At 40.6% G+C, this 21,141-nt stretch carries 15 protein-coding genes and 3 pseudogenes; 14 read left to right on the top strand and 4 right to left on the bottom strand.

The window, feature by feature from the left end:
• Window positions 1-15 precede the first annotated feature (15 nt).
• Window positions 16-558 carry a hypothetical protein gene (locus FNW02_RS29365; RefSeq protein ID WP_225225984.1) on the top strand — a complete coding sequence of 181 codons (543 nt, stop codon included), beginning with the start codon at window positions 16-18 and terminating at the stop codon, window positions 556-558.
• A gap of 355 nt (window positions 559-913) precedes the next feature.
• Here FNW02_RS29365 and FNW02_RS29360 read toward each other — a convergent pair.
• A pseudogene (locus FNW02_RS29360) lies at window positions 914-1,300 on the bottom strand (RNA-guided endonuclease InsQ/TnpB family protein); the annotation flags it as partial.
• A gap of 30 nt (window positions 1,301-1,330) precedes the next feature.
• Here FNW02_RS29360 and FNW02_RS39005 point away from each other — a divergent pair.
• The gene (locus tag FNW02_RS39005; protein WP_225225983.1) at window positions 1,331-2,125 is read left to right on the top strand and encodes a PEP-CTERM sorting domain-containing protein; all 795 of its coding nucleotides are present in this window, start codon (window positions 1,331-1,333) and stop codon (window positions 2,123-2,125) included.
• A gap of 363 nt (window positions 2,126-2,488) precedes the next feature.
• Window positions 2,489-2,653 carry a hypothetical protein gene (locus tag FNW02_RS29350; protein WP_191760981.1) on the top strand — a complete coding sequence of 55 codons (165 nt, stop codon included), beginning with the start codon at window positions 2,489-2,491 and terminating at the stop codon, window positions 2,651-2,653.
• A 175-nt stretch (window positions 2,654-2,828) separates the two neighbouring features.
• Here FNW02_RS29350 and FNW02_RS29345 read toward each other — a convergent pair whose 3' ends face one another.
• Window positions 2,829-3,056, bottom strand: a complete 228-nt coding sequence (locus FNW02_RS29345; protein WP_191760980.1) for a hypothetical protein — start codon at window positions 3,054-3,056, stop codon at window positions 2,829-2,831.
• Between the two features lie 16 nt (window positions 3,057-3,072).
• Between FNW02_RS29345 and FNW02_RS29340 the strand changes: the two genes are divergently transcribed.
• The 4 genes from FNW02_RS29340 (at window position 3,073) to FNW02_RS29325 (ending at window position 6,241) form a co-directional block, all read left to right on the top strand.
• Window positions 3,073-3,279: a hypothetical protein gene (locus FNW02_RS29340; protein WP_191760979.1), complete on the top strand. Its 207-nt coding sequence runs from the start codon at window positions 3,073-3,075 to the stop codon at window positions 3,277-3,279.
• A 121-nt stretch (window positions 3,280-3,400) separates the two neighbouring features.
• A complete protein-coding gene (locus FNW02_RS29335; protein ID WP_191760994.1) occupies window positions 3,401-4,333 on the top strand; it encodes a GIY-YIG nuclease family protein in 933 nt (310 codons plus the stop codon).
• An 819-nt stretch (window positions 4,334-5,152) separates the two neighbouring features.
• Window positions 5,153-5,680 carry a hypothetical protein gene (locus FNW02_RS29330; protein ID WP_191760978.1) on the top strand — a complete coding sequence of 176 codons (528 nt, stop codon included), beginning with the start codon at window positions 5,153-5,155 and terminating at the stop codon, window positions 5,678-5,680.
• 210 nt (window positions 5,681-5,890) lie between these two features.
• Window positions 5,891-6,241, top strand: coding sequence for a 4a-hydroxytetrahydrobiopterin dehydratase (locus FNW02_RS29325; protein WP_191760977.1), 351 nt, complete (start codon window positions 5,891-5,893; stop codon window positions 6,239-6,241).
• 12 nt (window positions 6,242-6,253) lie between these two features.
• On the opposite strand, the gene FNW02_RS29320 is transcribed toward FNW02_RS29325, so the two are convergent.
• Window positions 6,254-6,559 (bottom strand): hypothetical protein, encoded by a 306-nt coding sequence (locus FNW02_RS29320; RefSeq protein WP_225225982.1) that lies wholly within the window; start codon window positions 6,557-6,559, stop codon window positions 6,254-6,256.
• 163 nt (window positions 6,560-6,722) lie between these two features.
• Window positions 6,723-6,827, bottom strand: a pseudogene (locus tag FNW02_RS39000) (IS1 family transposase); the annotation flags it as partial.
• Window positions 6,828-7,228: 401 nt separating this feature from the next.
• Between FNW02_RS39000 and FNW02_RS29315 the strand changes: the two are divergent.
• From FNW02_RS29315 to FNW02_RS29290, 7 genes and pseudogenes are all read left to right on the top strand, one after another.
• Entirely contained in the window at window positions 7,229-7,750 is a 522-nt protein-coding gene (locus tag FNW02_RS29315; protein WP_191760976.1) for a DM13 domain-containing protein, read from the top strand.
• 42 nt (window positions 7,751-7,792) lie between these two features.
• Window positions 7,793-8,590, top strand: coding sequence for an SDR family NAD(P)-dependent oxidoreductase (locus FNW02_RS29310; protein WP_191760975.1), 798 nt, complete (start codon window positions 7,793-7,795; stop codon window positions 8,588-8,590).
• A gap of 4 nt (window positions 8,591-8,594) precedes the next feature.
• Window positions 8,595-9,176: an NADPH-dependent FMN reductase gene (locus tag FNW02_RS29305; RefSeq protein WP_225225981.1), complete on the top strand. Its 582-nt coding sequence runs from the start codon at window positions 8,595-8,597 to the stop codon at window positions 9,174-9,176.
• Between the two features lie 31 nt (window positions 9,177-9,207).
• Entirely contained in the window at window positions 9,208-9,360 is a 153-nt protein-coding gene (locus FNW02_RS29300) for a hypothetical protein (protein WP_191760974.1), read from the top strand.
• A gap of 216 nt (window positions 9,361-9,576) precedes the next feature.
• Window positions 9,577-12,216, top strand: a complete 2,640-nt coding sequence (locus FNW02_RS29295) for an MGH1-like glycoside hydrolase domain-containing protein (RefSeq protein WP_191760992.1) — start codon at window positions 9,577-9,579, stop codon at window positions 12,214-12,216.
• A gap of 171 nt (window positions 12,217-12,387) precedes the next feature.
• Window positions 12,388-12,585: pseudogene (locus tag FNW02_RS38995) on the top strand (Rpn family recombination-promoting nuclease/putative transposase); the annotation flags it as partial.
• A gap of 1,106 nt (window positions 12,586-13,691) precedes the next feature.
• A complete protein-coding gene (locus FNW02_RS29290; protein ID WP_191760973.1) occupies window positions 13,692-20,984 on the top strand; it encodes a LamG-like jellyroll fold domain-containing protein in 7,293 nt (2,430 codons plus the stop codon).
• Window positions 20,985-21,141: the final 157 nt, after the last annotated feature.

The raw sequence follows: 21,141 nt of genomic DNA, 5'->3' as shown, positions 1-21,141 counted from the left end.
ACTGACTTTTGCATCATGATGAATCGGAAAATATTGTCGGTGCAATTACAATGCCTACGATTGATTGTGCTGTTCACTTTGATATTCGGACTGATACTAGGTGTTGATGACAGTTCATCTATAGCTGCTGAAATCACCTCAAATCAGCCTCAAGTTGTACAACCTCCAGTCACCGGACTTGTTTCTACATTGTCGGATGAGGTCGAGGAATTACCATCAGACTTAATTCGCTGGTCAACTTACTGGCAACTTTGCTGGGAACCATATCCTGAAGCTAAAGAGTACGAACTACAAACGGTGCTTGTGGAAGGGAAATCTCCAAAGTTGAAACGTCAAAGCGATCGCTGCTTTCGTATACAAGCTGCATCTAATGAAAACCAAAAATCACAAGGATTACTCAACCGTGATTTAATCTTGTTAATGCATAAAATTCAGCTTAGTTATCGAGTGCGAGCTGTCTTAGATAACAACCGCGTCAGTGAATGGTCTCAAGTAATGGCAGTTGGTGCGACTACTACCTCTGAATTGAATAGATCAATGAGATTTGCGACACTTTAGCTATCTATTCGGTTGAATAGTGGAATTTTAGCTTTTAAACTCATCACGAAAAACGAGAAGATTGGCAAGAGTTCCCTGAATTAGTTCGTTACACATACTAGTGTCGTTAGTACGCCATGATTACCTAACTCAACATACAAATCTGAGACAGTAATAGTCATGCTTCCCCTTGAACCTTTGTTTTGTCCTTGTTGTACTCCAGCCATATTGCATTTGCTGACTCAATCCGAGCTTGCTCAGCACATACTCCAATTAAGAACGGGGTCAGTTGCTGCGGCTATCAAAAAGAATCAAAAACAGCAGCAGCAATCTCTATCCGTAGCAGGACAAACGCATCTAAATATTGACTCGTGAACTACCCAGACTTGCCTAGGGCTGAAGTCTGAGGTTCTGTAATCACGGGGGAGTGCCTAAACTTGGGCTTTCGCCCAAGGCCAGGACTTATATCCCCTCCTACAGCAGAGACGGCTGAACCTTCCGCCTTTAACATTCTGATACCTTCTGCTCTAATATTGATGGATGCGTTTCCATCACGCTCATGGCGAGTATTGCAGTTTGGACAAGTCCATTCACGGACATCCAGAGGCAACTCACTAATTTGATAAAAACAATTAGAGCAGAGTTTGGAACTGGGGAACCGCCGATGAATCTCAATTAACTTCCCACCTTTGCGTTCTAGCTTATAGGCTAAAAAGTTAGTGAATGTTCCCCACCCCACATCAGATATTGCTTTCGCCAACTTTTAAATATTAAGAGGTATAGAGCCAAGTATATGCTGAATTTAGGTTCCTTCTTGTTAACTCAAATTTTAAAAGTACTAACAGGTTCCACTCTTATTTACTTAATGTTAGCTACTGCACACCAAGAAGCAAAAGCTGCTGAGTTATTTCTTGATGGTGAATTACTACCAAGCGAACAGGGATGGAACTCTGTAACAGATTTTGGCTTACCACCAGATGTTTCTACTGATGGTAAAGTCTTGACAGTAAATACGATTGGAATATCTTCACCTCCTGGTGTTCCCTCTGGTCAGTTCACATTGTTTTACCGTGATGTGGGGATGGAGAAAATGACTCGCTACTCCATTAACTTTATTGAATTTTCATTAAAAGTAATCGCTGTTTCTGAAAAACACAATACCTATGATGCAGGTATTGCTTTTTTACCTAGTTACAATGATCTTGGTTTTGGCTCTGTTATTGATAGGAGTCAGATGATCTATTTTGATGAAGATAGTATTGGTTGGGGCGATGAAACTGATTCATTCGCTCTAGATACTACGAAAGAATTTCGTACGTATCGTCTGACTGTAGAAAATAATGGTCAGGCTAAAATATTTGTTGATAACATGCTTGCTTTACAACGTAGTAATTTCCAAACAAACGGTATAATCGCCTTTGGTGATCAGACTAATGATTCAGGTTTAGATGGACGTTTTGCACTCAAAAGTATTTCTGTAGAAAGGACTCCAGTCGTTCCTGAGCCTTTTACTCTTGGCGGTACTGCTGTTGCTGGCGCTATCGGATTATGGATGAAACGTAAGCATAAAGCCTCAAAAGTAGCATAGCTTTGATTATAATAGACCACTTGCAGAATTATTTTATGGTAAGCTGGAGAGTTTTGAGATGAATTGGCTTCACCAATGCAATACGAACAAACAAAGCGACTGTCCAGGGCAAACGCATCTAAAGTACTCTTGATCGCAACCAAGATTAAGAACCAACGAAAAAATCGGTATTTCTCCTCTGATTTATTTTCCAAGTCTCAAAGCGATCGCTAAAATATTTGTTAATAAACAGAGATTAATGACATTAGTTTGGAGTCTATTGAGAATAGAATAGCCTTATTGACATGATGCGGCCGCCCTGCTACTCCAAGCTCATTATTATTTACGCAAAGAAGACAAGTGGTTGGCAGAATGAGGCTGTGGATGGATCGTGCTGTTGTAACCTATGCTGGTCATATACCAGAGGGTTTTGGCCGGATGAGACTGCAATCTGAATGGGATGCCATGCCACGAGAACAAAGACCTAGAAATTTGTATTGGAGCCTTTCTTATAAATCATTTTCTCCTGTAGGAATTAACTCTTTATAAGTGTTAATTCCAAATCCTGATTCCCTAGAATCACTGGTTGATTTAGCGCTTTCCAAGTGGTCGGCAAGGAATTAATTTCAATACCAGACCGTTTTAGCACTATTCCCCTCTTCTCCTTGCACCCCAGCTGATGGCCCAGGCGCAAAAGCTCAAGACAAGCCATCAGATGTACCAACTAACCATCAACTAACGCATCAATAGTTGATGGTTCAACTGAGAAATAGTATTCTTTATCGAGCGGCTTGCAAATCCAATATTCTTCCTTCTTATCCCATTGATTAAACCCAATTTTACCTCTAATAGCTTTGCAGGTCATCGCCTTTTCAGGAGTGCTAAAAGTTCCTATTACGCACCCTGGCATTCCAGGTTCATTTTGATAAAAAATCCAAATTTCTTGTTTCATAGAGAGCAGCACTAATTTGTCATCAACATTTAATCAGTTAATGTACAGCAGCTTTCAGAACTGGGAGAAAGCGATCGCCCCTCCCAGTTCTGGGGTAAAAGGAGCGATCGCCAACGCCTTCACTTTCCTTCTTTCCTCTAAGAAATTTTTGGGTATCCATTCATACAAGCTACACTTGTTCTCAAGAGATGAGGAGCGACGATCAAGCGATGCCTACGCTTGACTTCATTGCACTTATATTCTTTCTTCAAATCAACATTACAATAATCCAGAAGATAGATACATTTTTGAAAAGTTGAAGCACACTTGTAGGAGCAACTTTAACTATTCATAATGGTGTGGCAATGTGGCTAAAATATGGTGTAAATGAAGATGGGATATTGGTATGTATTGAAGATATCACCAGAGGTAAGACTTCGCTTCAGTGTCCTTATTGTCATGGTGGTTTAACCGCTAAAAAAGGTAAAGTTAAAGAGCATCATTTTGCTCACGATGAACAAACCTGCCGCCCCATAGCTAACAAAGAATTTCCTACTCTACCACTTTATGACAATTTCAATATTCAGCTATCTGGCAAGGATTTAGCACAGTTAAAACTACTCTGGAAGGAGTACGGAGCCAAAAATTATTCTATTAGTTCCTACTTAGTTACTCCAGGGTTACTCAAAGCAGGAATGTTGAGAAAAAATATATACTTAACTCCACCCGAATATGAATTCAGTAATTTAGGTAAAATTCCTGTCAAAGCACTAGAGTTAAGACAATTCAACGAAGTGCAAGAACCACTATTACTGAAAAAGCTGCTAAAGCTGGAGCTAGCTTTTGAACATGCCAAATACAAAAACGCCCCAGATTTGGCATACCGACTCACCGATTTAAAACTCTATCGCGCTCAACTCCAACGCATCTTATCCTGTACACTCTATTTTTTAGAGATTCAAACTAATATTGGAAATCTGCACAAGATAGGAGTAACCCAAAGACCCGTTACCATGCGGATAGCAGAAGTAAAGATGGATTTACTTACTCATTATTCGAGTGCTGCTATTAAAGTATTAGGAACTTGGGAGCATAGAGGGAATATTGAACTGTATTTTAAACACCGCTATCGAGATTTTAATCATCCAATAGGGAGTTTAACTGAGTACTATAAATTTAATACTGAGGATGCCAAAATCGTGTTGTATGACTTGCAACAAATGAAAACTAAAGTACTTTGTCCAGATGAAATAGATATTTTTGAGGACAAGCCTAGCTTAATTCAAGTTGCTGTCTAGCATTTATATAATCAGCGTTTCATTTTGGTCATAAAGTACCGCGATCACTACTCTCCTTTATGTATGGTCGCCGCACAGTTACAGATGTTGCAGCGGGTATAGGTGATCGCTATTCATCCTCTAAGTACACGTCACCGCAAAAAAGGTATGAAAACTAAGCTGCGATAAGCCCGAGGCTTGACGCTTCGCGTATCGCAAGGTCTGTTTGGGTCGTATGATTAGAGTCTTGAATTTGGCACTTTGCGATCACTCGCAAGGTTGACTTTTCACTTCAACGAAAAGGGTAAGTATAAAATTTACGAACGCAGTATTAGATGAAGCGTTAGATTTAGAACAAGAATAAACTTAATACCGTTAGTTTACCTTGCTTAAAGTGCAATGTAGACTTTGTAATTACTTCAAATCTTTAAACTTAGAAAAATAAGTACTGGTAGTTAAAATTACTATTTTTGCCAAACAACTACAAAGGCATAATAACTCTATCCTGAAAGCCTTAAAATTTTTTTTGCTAGTTTTGGAATATTTTGTGTTGGGTATTCGTTATAAGAAATAGAAGCTATATAAGTGTTCAGATGACATTGAAACTTCTCAAACACTTTCTCATAATAATTTACAGGACAAAGATTAAAAAAGTTGATTCTTAACAAGTACCGAAAATTAATTTTTTTAGTATTTTATTAAAAACTTAAATTTAGAATTTGAACAAAGCCTTAAAATACTTTTAATATCATTATGAAATTTAGATTTTTATCTATCTATTTATACAGCTTATACAGCAAATTATAAAATAATTTATTTGAGAAACTAAGAAAAAATTAAATGTTTATTTTTTTAGCTAGAAACGTATTTTTTGCTATTTATTTTAGTCTTCCTTTGACTCCCATGCTTACTAATTCAGTAAATGCACAAGAGTTAGTACCACTAGAATTGTATTGGAGTCATCAAAGGGAAGATAACTTTGTAACTGCCACTCCAGAAGGTGGTAACAGTGCTGTGGAGGCTGGATATAATTATGTGCGAGTTGAAGCATGTGTCTTCTCTAAACAGCACCCAGATACAATTCCTTTAAATTTATACTGGAGTGATCAAAGAGGAGATAACTTTACTACTGCTACTAGTGCAGGTGCTCAGAGTGCTAGACAAGCAGGGTATACTTTTGCCAGAACCGAAGGGTACGTTTATCCTAAGAAGAAAAGTAACACAATTCCTTTAAATTTATACTGGAGTGATCAAAGAGGAGATAACTTTACTACTGCTACTAGTGTAGGTGCTCAGAGTGCTAGACAAGCAGGGTATACTTTCGCAAGAGTTGAAGGATATGTTTATCCTGCAAACATGTGTCAGTAAATAGAATAAATAACTATACAAAAATTGTTATTTTCATTGCAATAGCATCCAAGCAGCGGAGTAAACTATATAAAACCGCATCACAGCGGTCAATAACTTGTTAACAGCTTTTAGTTTTAGGGAAAAACAGGCGATCGCACCAAATAACTCTAACCACTACTGATTCAGCACGCTCAATTGAAATTGTTGCTCGTGAAGGAGTATTGAACTTTGGAAGCTCTACCACAAAAAACTTGCGTTCCCTGTAGTGGTGATTCGCCGCCGGTAACTGAGACGGAAATTGCTGAACTTCAGCCTCAAATACCCAATTGGAAGATGATTAAGGAAAATGGTGAGTCACATTTACAGTGCGTATACAAGTTTCCTGATTTTCAAACAGCACTAGCCTTTACTCAACGAGTGGGTGAAGAGGCTGACAAACAAGGACATCACCCTGCTTTGCTGACCGAATGGGGCAAGGTAACAGTTACTTGGTGGACACACGCGATTCAAGGACTGCATCGCAACGATTTCATTATGGCAGCTAAGACCGATGAAATCGCTACTGAGTTTGCTAAGTAGAACGGTGGGGCTTCAAACTGCCGAAAAAGCTCCCAACAGATCTACTATTTTCGCCTTGAGTGCTGAAATTGCCTCTTCTAAAGTCTCACTTGGTTCCGTATCTACTAAATGGGCATCACCTGCATCAGCACTTGACCACAGATAGCTGTGTTGCCCTATCGTTAAACATCCTTGCCATTTATCTTCATAAGTATCGAGTGTAATAAAAAAACGCTGTGGCATTAGTTCTTCCGGGTTAATAACTAATTGTCCCCAAATAGAGAAGCCGAAATACTCCTCATTTTTTTCATCTAGAGACCTCCAGGAGACCCTCACCATAGCTGTACTCAGCTTGATGATGGGAGGATGTCCGGGTTAATTGTGAAACGTCCACTAATCGTATTTTTGTAAAAGCAAAAACAGAATGGGGGACACTTCGACAAAGCTCAGTGCAAGCAGTTGAGTAATTAACAAATTTCGGCGTTGGTGATTGCGGTATGAATTAACTAAACATAGGGATAGAACGATACTTCAAGTAATGAAGCAATAATCGAACAGAGTATTTCAGCATTTCTACGATTTTAAAATAACATAAGGACAATTCATGTTTCAACGGGAGCATCCACTTTCGGCAAATAGCCCTGCGCTAAGGCGCACGCTGCGCGAACAGACTGAAGTCTGGGGCTATACAAACTAAACCCACCTGCGTGGGTTTTAAGATAGTCCGCGCAGGCGGACTTTGTTTGTGTAGCCGCGATTTCCAATCGCCTAGTGTTTCTTCCAAAAGTGGATGCTCCCTGTTTCACCACCCTTTATTCATACCTTATGATGCAACACCATGATAGGCAAAAAGTTTAAAATATGCTGAGAATTATATAAGAATTATCTCAACAAAATATCATTTTTCTAGCTATTAATTCTTAGATATCTATAATGATTAGACTAATTAATCCAGTAAAATAAGTTTAAAGTTAAAGCCAAAAGTTCTATCATTAATTGATGCATTACATGAAAATCAAACACTTATTACTTTTGAGTTTGTTTTCTTTTGTCATAGTTAGCTGTGTCAAAGAAATATCAAATAAGCAGTCCCATGAAAGTCCTGCGGCTGTGAGTGCATCTATGCCCGTGTCTTCAGCTTCGACCAAGCCATCAGCACAATCTCAAGCTTCAACTGTTATCAAGTCAGGCAGTTTTGTTTCTGGAGAACATCCAACTCAAGGAACAATCCGTATTACTAACAAAAATGGCAAATCATTTTTAGAGCTTGAGCAGTCATTTAAAACCTCTGAATTGGGGCCAGATTTGGTAGTAATTTTGCATCGTTCAGATAACGTCATTAATTCAACCAAGCCACCATCCTATCCCTTAAAAAAGGGAGAATATATAATCCTGGCTCCCTTACAAAAATATAGTGGCGCTCAAACTTATTCCATTCCTAACAAGATCAATTTAGCAGACTACAAATCTGCCGCTATCTGGTGTCGTAAGTTTAATGCTACTTTTGGTGCTGCCAATTTAAGTATTTAAAAATTAATCAAATAATAAGCAGAATTCATAAGGATAAAATCTATGAAACTAGATGGTAAAGTTGCCTTAGTAACTGGTAGTAGTCAAGGAATTGGACAGGGAATAGTCCTGCGTCTGGCTCAAGCAGGGGCAAATGTTGTGATTAACTATCGCTCTCACCCAGAAGGAGCAGAAGAAACCTTAGCAAGGGTAGAAGCTATTGGTGGTAATTGCCATCTGGCTGATTGTGCCAAATCACATGGTTACACGCTTCAGGCAGATTTGGGTAGTATTGATGAGGTGCGTCAACTAATTGCAGAAAGCATCAATCATTTTGGCAAATTGGATATTCTGGTAAATAATGCTGGTATTGAAAAACATGCAGCATTTTGGGATGTCACAGAAGCAGATTATAACGCTGTGATGAATGTTAACTTAAAGGGTGTGTTCTTTGCCACTCAAGCCTTTGTTCAACATTTGATTTCAGTAAAGCAGACTGAAAAGATTATTAATATTAGTTCAGTGCATGAAGAACTACCATTTCCAAATTTTATTGCATACTGTGCTAGCAAAGGTGGGATAAAAATGCTCACCCGCAACTTAGCAGTTGAGTTAGGTGCTTTGGGGATCACAATTAATAATGTTGCGCCAGGAGCAATAAAAACTCCTATTAATACCAAGCTGTTGAATAATCCAGAAAAGTTAGGCGCACTATTACAAAATATTCCGCTTGGTCGCTTGGGTCAACCACAAGATGTTGCTTCCTTAGTGGCATTTCTAGCTTCTGCTGATGCTGACTACATTACAGGTAGTACTTTTTTTGTGGATGGTGGACTACTGTGGAACTATCAAGAACAATAAAACAATGATGTCAGATTCATCTTTATTTATTCCAGTTATCCTCGGTACTCCTCGTCAAGGTCGCCAAAGCGAATATGTTGCTAAATTTCTCGTTGAGCAAATTACAGCACGCGATCGCCTAGAAACCGAACTAATCGATATTAGAAATATGGCGATCGCTACAGATGATGCAGGCGAATCAATCAAAGATCCTCAGTTTTCTACAACTATAGAACGAGCAGATGGATTAATCATCGTTGCACCAGAATATAACCACGGTTATCCAGGTTTACTCAAACACGTACTTGACACCTGCCTTAAAGAATACATTCATAAAGCCGTCGGATTGTGTGGCGTTTCAGCAGGTTCCTTTGGTGGTACCAGAGTAATCCAAAATCTCTTACCTGTGATGCGGGAATTGGGGTTAGTAACTATTTTTTATGACCTCAACTTTAGCAACGTTCAAAAACTATTTGATGAATCAGGCAATTTAATTGACAAACCAACCTATATCCGGCGTATGTCAAGATTTATGGACGAGTTAGTTTGGATGTCAACTGTTTTGAAATATGGGCGACAAGAAGTCAGCTTAGAGAACAAAGATTAAGAACAATAGTAATTACGAATTACGAATTATTATGATGCAGACACTACGGAAACATTATCCCGAATACTTGATGGAAGGTGCGGGATTGGGCATTCTGATGATTTATGCAGCGCTAGTGACTGCGCTGCTAGAGCATCCAAGTTCACCAACTCGACAGGTAATTGCTGATTCAATCTTAACGTGAGTTCGAGAAGTTAAAACAAACCCTCTCCTGCAAAGAGATAGGCTTAAAAACCCTAATTTTTCGTTGAGATTTAAAAATATTTAACCCCTTCTTTGACGCAGAGAGGTCATCGAATTCACGTTACCTTAAGTAAAAACAAGATACTCAAGATAGTAAATCAATTAAAGTGCATATATTGCACGGGGTAATATTATGACAACTCCAACTCAAGAATAAATCAGATTAGCAGAAGTCGTAAATCACAAAGCCCATTGGCGTAGATGGGGGCCATATTTAAGCGATCGCCAGTGGGGAACGGTGCGCGAAGATTACAGTCCTAACGGTACTGCGTGGGACTATTTTACCCATGATCAAGCACGTTCTCGCGCCTACCGTTGGGGTGAAGATGGTATTTTTGGTATTTCTGATAATCATCAACGACTTTGTTTTGCGATCGCTCTTTGGAATGGTGAAGATACTATTCTCAAAGAAAGAATATTTGGTTTGACTGGTAGTGAAGGTAATCACGGGGAAGATGTCAAAGAATATTACTTTTATTTAGACAACACTCCCACTCATTCATACATGAAAGCGCTATATAAATATCCTCAATCAGCCTTTCCTTACTCCCAATTAGTTGTAGAAAATCAACGCCGTAGTCGCAGAGAATTAGAATTTGAATTACTGGATACAGGCGTATTTGATGATAACCGCTACTTTGATGTATCTGTAGAATATGCCAAAAATTCTGCCGAAGATATTCTCATTCAAATTAAAGTAGTTAACCGAGGAACAGAAGCCAAGACACTACACCTTTTACCTACCCTCTGGTTCCGTAATACTTGGTCGTGGAATGGGAATACAGATAAACCTAGTTTACAGGAGATTAAATCAGGTGATGGCTTTAACGTAATTGAGGCATCTCACCCAACTTTAGGAAAGCGGTGGCTGTATTGTCAAGAAGCAACTAAAATTCTTTTTACAGAAAATGAGACAAATACAGAGCGATTGTTTGGATCTCCAAATATATCAGCATATGTCAAAGATGGCATTAATAACTACATCATACATAATCAAAAATCAGCAATAAATTCTAATAAAATTGGTACAAAAGTCTCCGCTGATTATGTATTAACAGTTAGTGCTGGCGAAACCAAAATTGTTAAATTGCGGCTTAGTGATGCACCTAATTTAGTTGAGCCATTTGGCAAAAAATTTGATACAATTTTTAGCCAGCGGCAAAAAGAAACAAATGAATTTTATCAGCGGATTACACCATACCTTTTAAGTGAAGATATGCGGAATGTGCAGCGACAAGCATTTGCTGGTATGTTGTGGAGTAAGCAATTTTATCATTATATTTTAGAAGATTGGCTGAAAGGCGATCGCAACACACCGCTTCCATCACCAGAACGTAAAAAGGGCAGAAATCAAGAGTGGTTTCATCTCTACAATGAAGATATTCTTTCTATGCCTGATAAATGGGAATATCCCTGGTTTGCGGCTTGGGATTTAGCATTTCATACAATTCCCTTGGCAATAATTGACCCAGATTTTGCAAAATACCAATTGGATGTTTTAACACGGGAATGGTACATGCATCCCAATGGGCAAATTCCTGCTTATGAGTGGGCATTTGGTGATGTGAATCCCCCTGTTCATGCTTGGGCTACTTGGCAGATTTACAAGATTGAACAAAAGATTTATGGTAGGGCAGACCGACAGTTTTTAGAGCGAGTGTTTCAAAAGCTCATGCTCAATTTTACTTGGTGGGTGAATCGGAAAGACGTTGAGGGTAATAATGTCTTTCAAGGAGGATTTTTGGGATTAGATAATATTGGCGTATTTGACCGCAGTGCAGCCCTTCCTACAGGTGGACGTATTGACCAATCTGATGGTACTAGTTGGATGGGGATGTATTGTTTAAATATGTTAGCGATCGCTCTAGAATTAGCCAAGACTAATCCTGTTTATGAAGACATTGCTACTAAATTTTTTGAGCATTTTCTTTACATAGCCGATGCTATGAATAAAATTGGTGAAATGGAAGCCAGTTTATGGGATGAATCAGATGGTTTTTATTACGATGTGCTACATCTAGATGAACAGCAGATTACCTTAAAAGTCAGGTCAATGGTGGGATTAATTCCCCTATTTGCCATTGAAACAATTGAACCAGAAACCTTAAAAATGCTTCCTGGCTTTAAGAAGCGGCTGGAATGGTTTATCCAAAATCGTCCTGACCTACGACAAAATGTAGCTTGTATGGAAACACAAGGAATCGGTGCTAGAAGATTATTAGCAATTGTTTCACGGGATAAGCTCAGAAGTATTCTGCAAAAAATGTTAGATGAAAGTGAGTTTCTCAGTCCCTATGGTATTCGCGCTCTTTCTCGATTTCATGCCGAACATCCCTATAATTTTGATGTCAACAGTTCTCAATTTCGTGTAGATTATGAACCAGCTGAATCTAGTAGTGGTTTATTTGGCGGTAATTCTAACTGGCGTGGGCCTATTTGGTTTCCGGTAAACTTTTTACTAATTGAATCTCTGCAAAAGTTTCATTATTACTTAGGAGATGATTTTAAAGTAGAATGCCCCACGGGTTCTGGACAAATGATGACACTTTGGGAAGTCGCATCAGAATTATCTCAAAGGTTAACTAGAATTTTTTTGCAAAATGCCTCTGGTCAACGTCCTGTTTATGGTGGAATACAGAAGTTACAAAATGATCCACACTGGCAAAATTTAATTCTATTCCATGAATATTTTCATGGTGATAATGGAGCTGGAATTGGCGCTAGTCATCAAACTGGATGGACAGGATTAGTTGCTCAACTCATTCAGCAATTTGGTGAGTATACAGCACAACCTTAGTAACCTAATCAACCAGATTAAAAATTACTTATTACCTCTTAAATTTTTAATCTTAAATTTTTAATTTTAAATTGTTCTGGTCATATCCGTCTCGGTAAAGCTGTTGTTGTAGCTCTAAAACTGTTCTATCAAAATTATTCATAACTAAGCCTCTGATGATAAAATCCTTTCATGTTTGACAATATTTGCAAGTTCATTGCTGAATCATTTTCTACCGACTTCGCTACTTGGCTGTTAGGGGAACCTATTTCTATAACAGAACTAAGTCCGAAAGAGTTATCCTTATAACCGATTCGTGCTGATGCATTAATACTGCTGCAACCCGATGAAGTTGTTTTGCATATAGAATTCCAAACTCAGCCCGATGCTATGGCGCAGTAGGTCATATTTCAAAAATTTGTTTAATCAACATACAACAGATGCCAAAATAGCAGCTATGGAGAGATTCATAGATTTCTCTCCAGAAGAATGACAAATAGACATAACGGAAACCGATAAATTTATTCAGCGTTTTGCTTTAGATTTGAGCGCGTACTTTATCTATCCAGAAGATAAAGGGCCAATGGAGATGGAAGTTAATCATGGCCGTGTAGCTTGGGTGGATAGAGGTACTGTTAAACAAATCAAAAAAGGCAATATTCCAGTAATCACTAGTAATATTTAGCAACTCACAAAAACAGGCGTAATCTTTACCAATGGTGTAGCACAAGATTACGATGCAATTATTTTAAGTACTGGCTTTCGTCCTGGTATCAATAAAATTTTGACACAGCCGCAATTGTATCTTTATATGAATGATAGGTTATTACCAAAAACAGATGGTAAATGCCAATCTACTGTTGACCCTACACTTTACTTTGTAGGCTTTGAGAAAATTGTGGGCGCATCCGCAACTTATGGATATTACAGCTGGTGTACAGGTAAAAGATTGCTGTTCAATTGCTGGAAAGAAAACTTTTATCGCGTCAAGAATTGTAGATTTCACTCTAATTAATCATGATGCTGTAAAAGTTAAGTTTTAAGTTAAGTTAGCTTCTATATTTAATTCCTTAACTTTTCTGTATCGACTTTTATTTTGGCAAATTCTATAAAGATAGCAGAACACATGCAATCAAGGAGTTGAACTGATGAAGAGTTTAATAAATTCTCTGAACAATATACGCTTGAACAAAATGTTTACAATTGCCTTACCAATCAGCATTTTGTTATTTACACAAGCTTGTGCAGCTCCTATAAGAATGATATCTACACAACCTACTGTAGATAATTCTGTGAGCTATCCACTCAATCAAGCTAGTCATTAAATTTGTCTAAGCTTTAGAAATTAGCCAGGTTAATCTATAGCTTAAATTTGAGTTTTCTGGCTGTGTTTACTCCAAACAATAGAACTTACACTTAGAAATATTTGTGTAAGTTTTTACCTAACAACTGTTTGACTACCCTTTAACTGAACAAAATAACTAGGAGAAAAAAATATGCAACCCCAATGGGACAACTATTTGCAGACATACGCTAACAAAGCTTATCAGTACACAACTCTGGTAGAGCATACAGGGGTATTGATATCCTTGGCGATGGATAGCGATCGCCGAATATATTACACTATTCTTGATCAACAAGATGACCCGAACCCAATTGATGCCAGAAATTGGTCGTCTATACCCCAAGAATTGATTTTTCCTAACGAAATTACTCAAGTCGGGTTTGGTATTCTTCCCAATAAAGTTTTACCAACTGTCAGAAGCAACGGTCAACCTGCGATTAATATTTCAGAAATCGATTTCTTCCGTTCTACAACTGCAAGATTAACAGCAGATGAACCATTTCAAGCCTTGAGTGATGGACAATATATTTACATCTTCCGTCAGTCTATTAATGGTAATCATCCTGATAATGTCACTGTCAGAAATTCAGATGGACAAACACCCATTCCTATTGTTGACCAAACTCTGTTGGTAGACAGATTCATCCTATCTGGTACACAATTGAAAACAGCTAGAGAAGTCCGCTATCGTCGCAGTCGCCATAAAATTATCAAGAGTAGTGCAAAGGATACTCTCGGTGCTACAGATATGGATAATCGTCCATTTTTTGAGCCAACAATGGAGTTAGGTTTTGTCGAGAATTTGGTGGATGGACGGTTTACGGTTTTGCAAGTCCCAACGGGTATTCCTGATATTAAACGTTGGCAGATATTTGTCCATAATCAACGGACTAACAGAATTGATGCTTACAATATCGAACGTTCTGCTGATGGATTTTTCAATACTCAAGGTACGGAAAGTCCAGATGCGTTTACGAAAATGGGTTATGCAGAATCAGCGCTAAAGCTGGATGCTGATACCTATATTGCAGGTAAAGCGCAAGTCCTCAATAAACAAGAGTTTAATATTTCCGCTTGGATTAAACCAGAAACTACTGGTGTAATCTACTCAGAAGGAACACCAGCAGCAGTTTTCCAAATCAGCTTGATAGAAACTCAGTTAAATACTGATGGACAAGTCCTTCCTGGTTATGGTTTACAGGTAACTGCTAACTCCAAGACAGTCACTTCTGCGGCTAGTGTAATCAAAATGGGGCAATGGAATCATATTAGTATTTCTCTGGCTCCGGCTCCAGATGGCATAAATGCACCTGCAAATTCTGGTGTGGTGAAAATTCAGGTAGGAGATGTGGTTGTTAACGGTGAAGGGGAAGAAAATCAATATTTATTATTTCCCACGACTTCTGCAACGATGACTTACATGGTTGTGGGAAGAAATGTCGGTTCACTGTACGGCGAATCCCAAGAGGCTTTACCTATTGTTGCAACTGTTGATGAATTATCGATTTGGGGACGGGAACGTTCAGAACTTGAAGTTAAAGAAACTAAAAAGTTCCGTAAGGCGGGGAATGAACCAGCTTTACTTACCTATTGGCAATTTGACGAAGGAAACGGCACAACGGTTTACGATCGCACAGACACACTCAATAATGGTATTGTCGAAGGACAAGCGCAGTGGGTACAATCTGACGCACCTATAGGCGATAATCCTGGTATTCAACGGACGAGTTTTGGATTTGGCGATGGGCTACGCCCCACCGTAGGCGATCGCACTGTGGCAGGTAGAGGTATCTCTGCTATGTTGTATTATCAGCAAGAGGAAGTACCTTCAGGACATGATAGAACACCTGCACCGATCAAACAAAATGCCCGTGTGTTAGTTGCGGTAGCAACAGCAAATGAAGGCGATGAAGAGAAAAAAATAGCTGTCCTGGACTTTGCTGTGAGTAAACGGGGTCGATTATCGCAAATTCCCGACAATATCAATCTACCGTTGATAGACACAAAGACAAAAGACCCGAATACCTTTATCAACCAAATCATTCAATTAGAACAAACAGACATCCCCAATACCCAACGAGAAATTGACTCTCTCAATCAACAAATTGCTACTCAACAAGCAACAATTCAAAGATTAATTAGAGAGAGGACAAACAGAGAAAAACTCAGAGAAAATCTCGAAAATGGTAAGGGTGTTACAGGATATTCCCAGCCTCAATTTACAGGTACTAGTCAAAGATTAGGCATAGGCGAACATTCAACATTACGGATTGCGATTAACTCGGTAAAACCAGATTCAAGTACGTATATTCTGCTGTATAGTGAACCAAATTTCCAAGGTTCTTTACAGGCAGTTTATGAGGAAAATAGCAGATTAGGCGGAACCTATTTTCTGAGTAATTACATGAGTGCGAGAGTGCTTACTACCGTAAGTTTTCAGAATCAACTGAATACTTACAACTCGCAAATCGAGGGCTACAACCAACAAATTACCAACATTCAAACGGTAATTATTCCCAATTTAAATAAGCAGATGACAGCACAAACAGAACATCTGCAAAACCTCAAAGCCCAACTAGCAGATTTACGCGCCCAACTGCAAGGTAAATTTGCTTTCCCCATGGGGTTAATTCATATTGACCCCAATGGTTTGAATGTTGTGGGGGGATTGCTAGATTTTGCTTGGACAAATGATGCACCGCAATTATTTGAAAGTGCTAATGGAATGTTGCGGTTGTATTTCCGGGGTGATGCAGACCAATTTTTTGCTGTTAGTTACAACACCAATGTTGCCCGTGCTAGCATTTTACTTTTTAATAGTGTGCAACTACGGGAACGTTCTCCAGGGTTGGGACGCAGTGAAGTGAAAGTGATTATGGCTAGTGATGCCAATCCTGATACTACTACTGTCAAGATTACCGACGGGGAAGATGCCAATACTTGCAATGTCACCCTAGAAAATAGCCTGCTGCAAATTACAGAAACTTGGCAACGAGTCCCCCGCAACCCGATGGGATTAGCACGAGTACTGAGTGGACAGGCACGGGATGTGGTTTATCTCGGTCGTTTGGGTGCTGCTGTCACAGGTACGGTTGATACAATTACCTTAGCGGAACCTGCGACTCAACGCTACGAACAAGGTGCAACCTTGGTAATTGGTACAGGAACTCTGACTTTAAGGAAAGCGATCGCACCAGGTGAAAAAGAAGTTAGCATTGGCGAAATTACCTTTACAGGCACTTTACCTGCTGGTACAACCATCAACTTGGTTGAATACGATTATGACAGTTACAGCAGCTTCAGCAACACAGGCGAGCTGATGAATGCTCCTTATAATCTCAAATTTGGTTCTGTTTTGGTAGAAGTGGCTGGGGTATCCAACGCAGGTAATATCGAAAATCTTGCCACCCGTCCCCTGACTGGCTTATCTCAACCCAACGCTTGGATTTCCGACACTCCAGGAAATGCGCTGCAAATTCGCAGTGGACATTTAAGCGGTGATGCCACCGAGTTATCAAATCAAGGTGACATTTCCCTAGAAGCTTGGGTTCGTCCCGATAAAGACATCTCTCGTAACATCACTTGGATTGTGTCTCAACATTCCCCCACATCTAGATATTCCTTGGGAGTTCAAGGAAAGCCTGTAAATTCTGCTTTCCGATTCAATGGACAAAGTGACTATATCCAAGCCGCTAACCTGAACTTGGCGAATCAATCCTTCACCATCGAATTTTGGGCTAGACGAGATTCCGCCAACCTCAATGCTTTCTTCTCCGCAGTTCTCACCCAAGGAAGACCTACCAATAATAACCAACTGCACTTCGGTTTCCGCCAAAATGGAGTCTTCACCTTTGCCTTTTTTGGTAACGATTTGAATACACCAATTGGTGTTGTAAATGATACTAACTGGCATCACTGGGCTTGTACTTTTGATGTCCAAAGCCGCAAACGCATTATTTATAGAGATGGGGAAGTGGTGGCGGAAGATACTGCTACAACCGCTTACCAAGGTACAGGGGCATTACTGATTGGGGTGATTGAGAACCCCAACAAGCAGTTTTACTTCCAAGGTGCAATTGATGAAATCCGGGTTTGGGGGAAAGTACGTAGCCAAAGAGAGATTAACGATACCAAAAATTGTCGTTTAGATGGCAACGAATCAGGATTGCGGGCATACTATCACTTTGAGGATGGAACAGCAAGCGATCGCACTGGTAACACCGCCAATGATGGGCAAATTTTCGGCAGTCTCCCCAGAGTAGAATCAGGACTCACCGCCTACAACGTTGTCGCTGGGGTGAGAGACCGCTACCTCACCACCACCGAACCAATGTGGACAACTACTTGGGAACACATCGCCGCCACCTACGCCGAAGCCTATGCTTTAAGATTTAATGGTGTAGATAATTACCTAGACTGTGGCAACCAAGTTGGCTTGGGTGTAGACAACGAACTCACAATTGAATTGACTGTCACTCTACCTAACAACAATCAAATGTTCCACCCCTTGTTGCAAAAAGGTAGAATTGGCAGAGACAACCCCGAACTCACTGCTTGGTTATACGTCAGACGAGATTCGGCGACAAACTACAGCCTGTGCTTTGGTTATGAAGATAATCAACAACCACGCCTGGTAATTGCCTCTGTTAACGCACCTACCCCTGGTACTCCGGTGAACATCGCCGTCACCGGGAGACAAACTGATAATAGCTACACAGTTAACTTGTACTGGAACGGACAATTACGGAGAACTGAAACTATCTCAGGTAGCGGTAAACCAGTCACCAGTTTACAATCTTTGGAAGTAGGTAGGTGTAATGGTATACCCCAAGGCACAACCATTGTTAATGGCTATCCCCGCTATCTGTTGGGAACCATCAGCAGCTTGCGGGTGTGGAACCGGGCTTTAAGTATGAGCGAATTACACCAAAATAATAGCGATCGCGATAAATTAGCCGGTGAGTGGCGCATTAATGAAGGTTCCGGTAACACTACCACCAATTTAATCGGTAACGATGAAGCCAGAATCATCGGTGCGACTTGGGTTGCTGACCCTTCACCCACAGCTACCAGACTAGATTTATACATCAACGGTATCCCAGCCCAGATTGCCCCTTTAAATGCTGTCACCCTGCCACAAAATCAGTTTAACTTGGGTCGAGATTTCCGGGGAGCAATTGATGAAGTCCGCATTTGGAAACAGTTCCGCACCCAAGAACAAATTCTTGATAACCTGTTTGGACAACTCAAAGGCGAACGGGAAAACCTGCTAGCTTACTACGAATTTGAATCCGATCCTACAACCGCAGGAAAAGTCACCACCGTCAACGACAGCAGCCTGCGGGGAAATCACCTCACAGCTAGCAATAATGCCGATATTCAACATACCTTCTCCCGCGCACCCCTTTCTGATGACATACCTTTGGTTAGGAATGCTCTGGGTAGTGTGAGTAACAGATACAACAGTAATATTACCAGCCGCCCTGCGATCGCCGAATACGCAGACATCCAAACCGCCAACAACGGCGAAATCACCGGAGTTCACAAACGCTGTTACGCTTTTATTCAAAACGGTCATTGGTATTTGCTCACAGGTTACAAAGTTGGTAACTTAATTACCGAATGGATTAGTCAAGTCCAATTTGACCCGCAAATCAAAGGCTTCATCGAAGGTGCGCCCCCCGTTCCTTCCGAAAACCTCACCGCCGGGCCAATTGATGATTCTTTACGTGACTACGTTGATACCACTTCCGTAGAATTTGTCGAAGCTGATAGCGTTTCCTACACTATTGCTACCAGTAAAGATACTAGTTTCACTTCCTCCTTTGAAGCATCCATAACTGGAGAAGTAAGTCAAAATATCGATGGTGTAGTTGCTCCTTTGGGTTTTGGTTTTATCACTAGAGATGTGATTGCTGGTGGTGCGAAATTGGGTGCTTCAGTCAAATTAGACACCGAGTTGAAATGGTCAAGTAACCAGCAACAAACTAACGTCACCAATGTCAGCAAAATGACCACCGTTGGATTAGGTGGTGCTTGGGAAGATCCAAATATCAACCGACGGCTAAATAAAGCCATGCCTCGCCGTTACCAACCATCCAACGTTGGCTTTGCCCTAGTAGAATCGGAAACAGCTGATATCTATGCCATCCGCCTATCATATAACCGCGCCCTAGTCGCCTTCCGCATGGTTCCCAATCTCAATATTCCCAAGGATACCAACATCATCCCCTTCCCCATCAACCCCCGTTACACCAAACAAGGCTCACTTGATGGCACTGTGGGATACGACCAAAACGGCAAAGTACTAGACCCAGATTATCCCGAAGCTATCAACTACGGCGAGTACAGCTACTTCAAACCCAGCGAAGCTTACATCCTGCGCCAACGCATCCAAGCCGAAGAAACTCGCCTACGTACCTTCTACGAAGACTTCCGCACCACACCCCCCGGTGCTACTGGTGTTCTAGCGGGAGGACTCACAGGGGCGATCGCCGGGGCTTCAGTTGCCGGCGCAGCTGCACCCTTTGTCGCAGCGGCCGGAATTGCTGCCGGTGGTTTAATCGATGCTTTGACTTCCAACAACGATTTACCAGAGCAATACAGTAAACGTAACTTAGTCAACAGTTATATCTGGACAGCCGATGGTGGACTCTTCGCTGAATCGACAGAAACCACAGATGTACAGCAAGAATCTACCAGTGGAGCGTATAATTTCACAGGTAACGCCACCTTCAGTGCTGCCGCCACCGGGGAAGTAGTTGGTATCAGTTTAAACGTAGAGACGAAAGCATCCTTTGGTGGTAGTTTAAACCTCACCAAATCCAAAACCAAAGAAGCCAGCCAATCTTTTAGAATCGACCTGAAAAACAACACCCAAGGCGATTTGCAGAGATTTACACTAGATGAACGCGGTAACTTGGTACGAGATGAAGCCGGTCGCCCCATCCGCGAATTCGATGCCAATGGTAATCCTTTGGATGCTCCCGGTAAAGTCAACGCCTATCGCTTCTTGAGCTTCTACCTCACCCCAGATACCCAAAATTACGACGCTTTCTTTAATGATGTCGTCGATCCCATCTGGTTAGAGGAGAATAATTCACCCAACGCTCAAGCACTCCGCCAAGCACGACAACCCGAAGGCGGCCCTGCTTGCTGGCGCATCTTCCACCGCGTCACCTTCGTCAGCCGCATTCTCCCAGAATTCCCCGACCCCACAGCCCCACCACTAGACCGGGCGATTCAGAATACTGACTTGACTAGCAGTTATGAATTAATCCGTTTAATTGAGCCATTTGTCCGTAATGCTACGGCTAACACTGGTGAATTCGACGCTGCTGTGAGGAATGCCATCCGCGTTTATTTACCAGAGTTATCTGAGGGTTTGACTCAGGAGGTTGTGTTGGCGTTAGCTAATTACTTCAATGTGGAGGGAGTAAATTAGTTAACACAAGCTAATAATACGTAAGTGTAGGGTGCGTGAGGCTTTTCGTCTCACGCATTTTTCTATGCAAGAGCGATCTTTAACGGGTATTCAAGCTAATCAAAAGAAAGGTTTTGCGTTCATTTATCAAAGTTAAGTTTGTTTCCACCTGAAATTC

Source organism: Komarekiella delphini-convector SJRDD-AB1, assembly GCF_014831675.1.
GTDB lineage: Bacteria > Cyanobacteriota > Cyanobacteriia > Cyanobacteriales > Nostocaceae > Komarekiella.
The sequence above is the reverse complement of the archived record's forward strand: the minus strand, read 5'-3'. Positions and strand labels throughout refer to the sequence as shown.

What these genes read in the sequence shown, in the direction of transcription:
- FNW02_RS29330 (WP_191760978.1), top strand. Translation starts at nt 5,153, where the DNA reads ATGTTTATTTTTTTAGCTAGAAACGTATTTTTTGCTATTTATTTTAGT.
- FNW02_RS29310 (WP_191760975.1), top strand. Translation starts at nt 7,793, where the DNA reads ATGAAACTAGATGGTAAAGTTGCCTTAGTAACTGGTAGTAGTCAAGGA.
- FNW02_RS29290 (WP_191760973.1), top strand. Translation starts at nt 13,692, where the DNA reads ATGCAACCCCAATGGGACAACTATTTGCAGACATACGCTAACAAAGCT.
- FNW02_RS29320 (WP_225225982.1), bottom strand. Translation starts at nt 6,559, where the DNA reads ATGGTGAGGGTCTCCTGGAGGTCTCTAGATGAAAAAAATGAGGAGTAT.
- FNW02_RS29365 (WP_225225984.1), top strand. Translation starts at nt 16, where the DNA reads ATGATGAATCGGAAAATATTGTCGGTGCAATTACAATGCCTACGATTG.
- FNW02_RS29300 (WP_191760974.1), top strand. Translation starts at nt 9,208, where the DNA reads ATGATGCAGACACTACGGAAACATTATCCCGAATACTTGATGGAAGGT.
- FNW02_RS29345 (WP_191760980.1), bottom strand. Translation starts at nt 3,056, where the DNA reads ATGAAACAAGAAATTTGGATTTTTTATCAAAATGAACCTGGAATGCCA.
- FNW02_RS39005 (WP_225225983.1), top strand. Translation starts at nt 1,331, where the DNA reads ATGCTGAATTTAGGTTCCTTCTTGTTAACTCAAATTTTAAAAGTACTA.
- FNW02_RS29305 (WP_225225981.1), top strand. Translation starts at nt 8,595, where the DNA reads ATGATGTCAGATTCATCTTTATTTATTCCAGTTATCCTCGGTACTCCT.
- FNW02_RS29350 (WP_191760981.1), top strand. Translation starts at nt 2,489, where the DNA reads ATGGATCGTGCTGTTGTAACCTATGCTGGTCATATACCAGAGGGTTTT.
- FNW02_RS29315 (WP_191760976.1), top strand. Translation starts at nt 7,229, where the DNA reads ATGAAAATCAAACACTTATTACTTTTGAGTTTGTTTTCTTTTGTCATA.
- FNW02_RS29335 (WP_191760994.1), top strand. Translation starts at nt 3,401, where the DNA reads ATGTGGCTAAAATATGGTGTAAATGAAGATGGGATATTGGTATGTATT.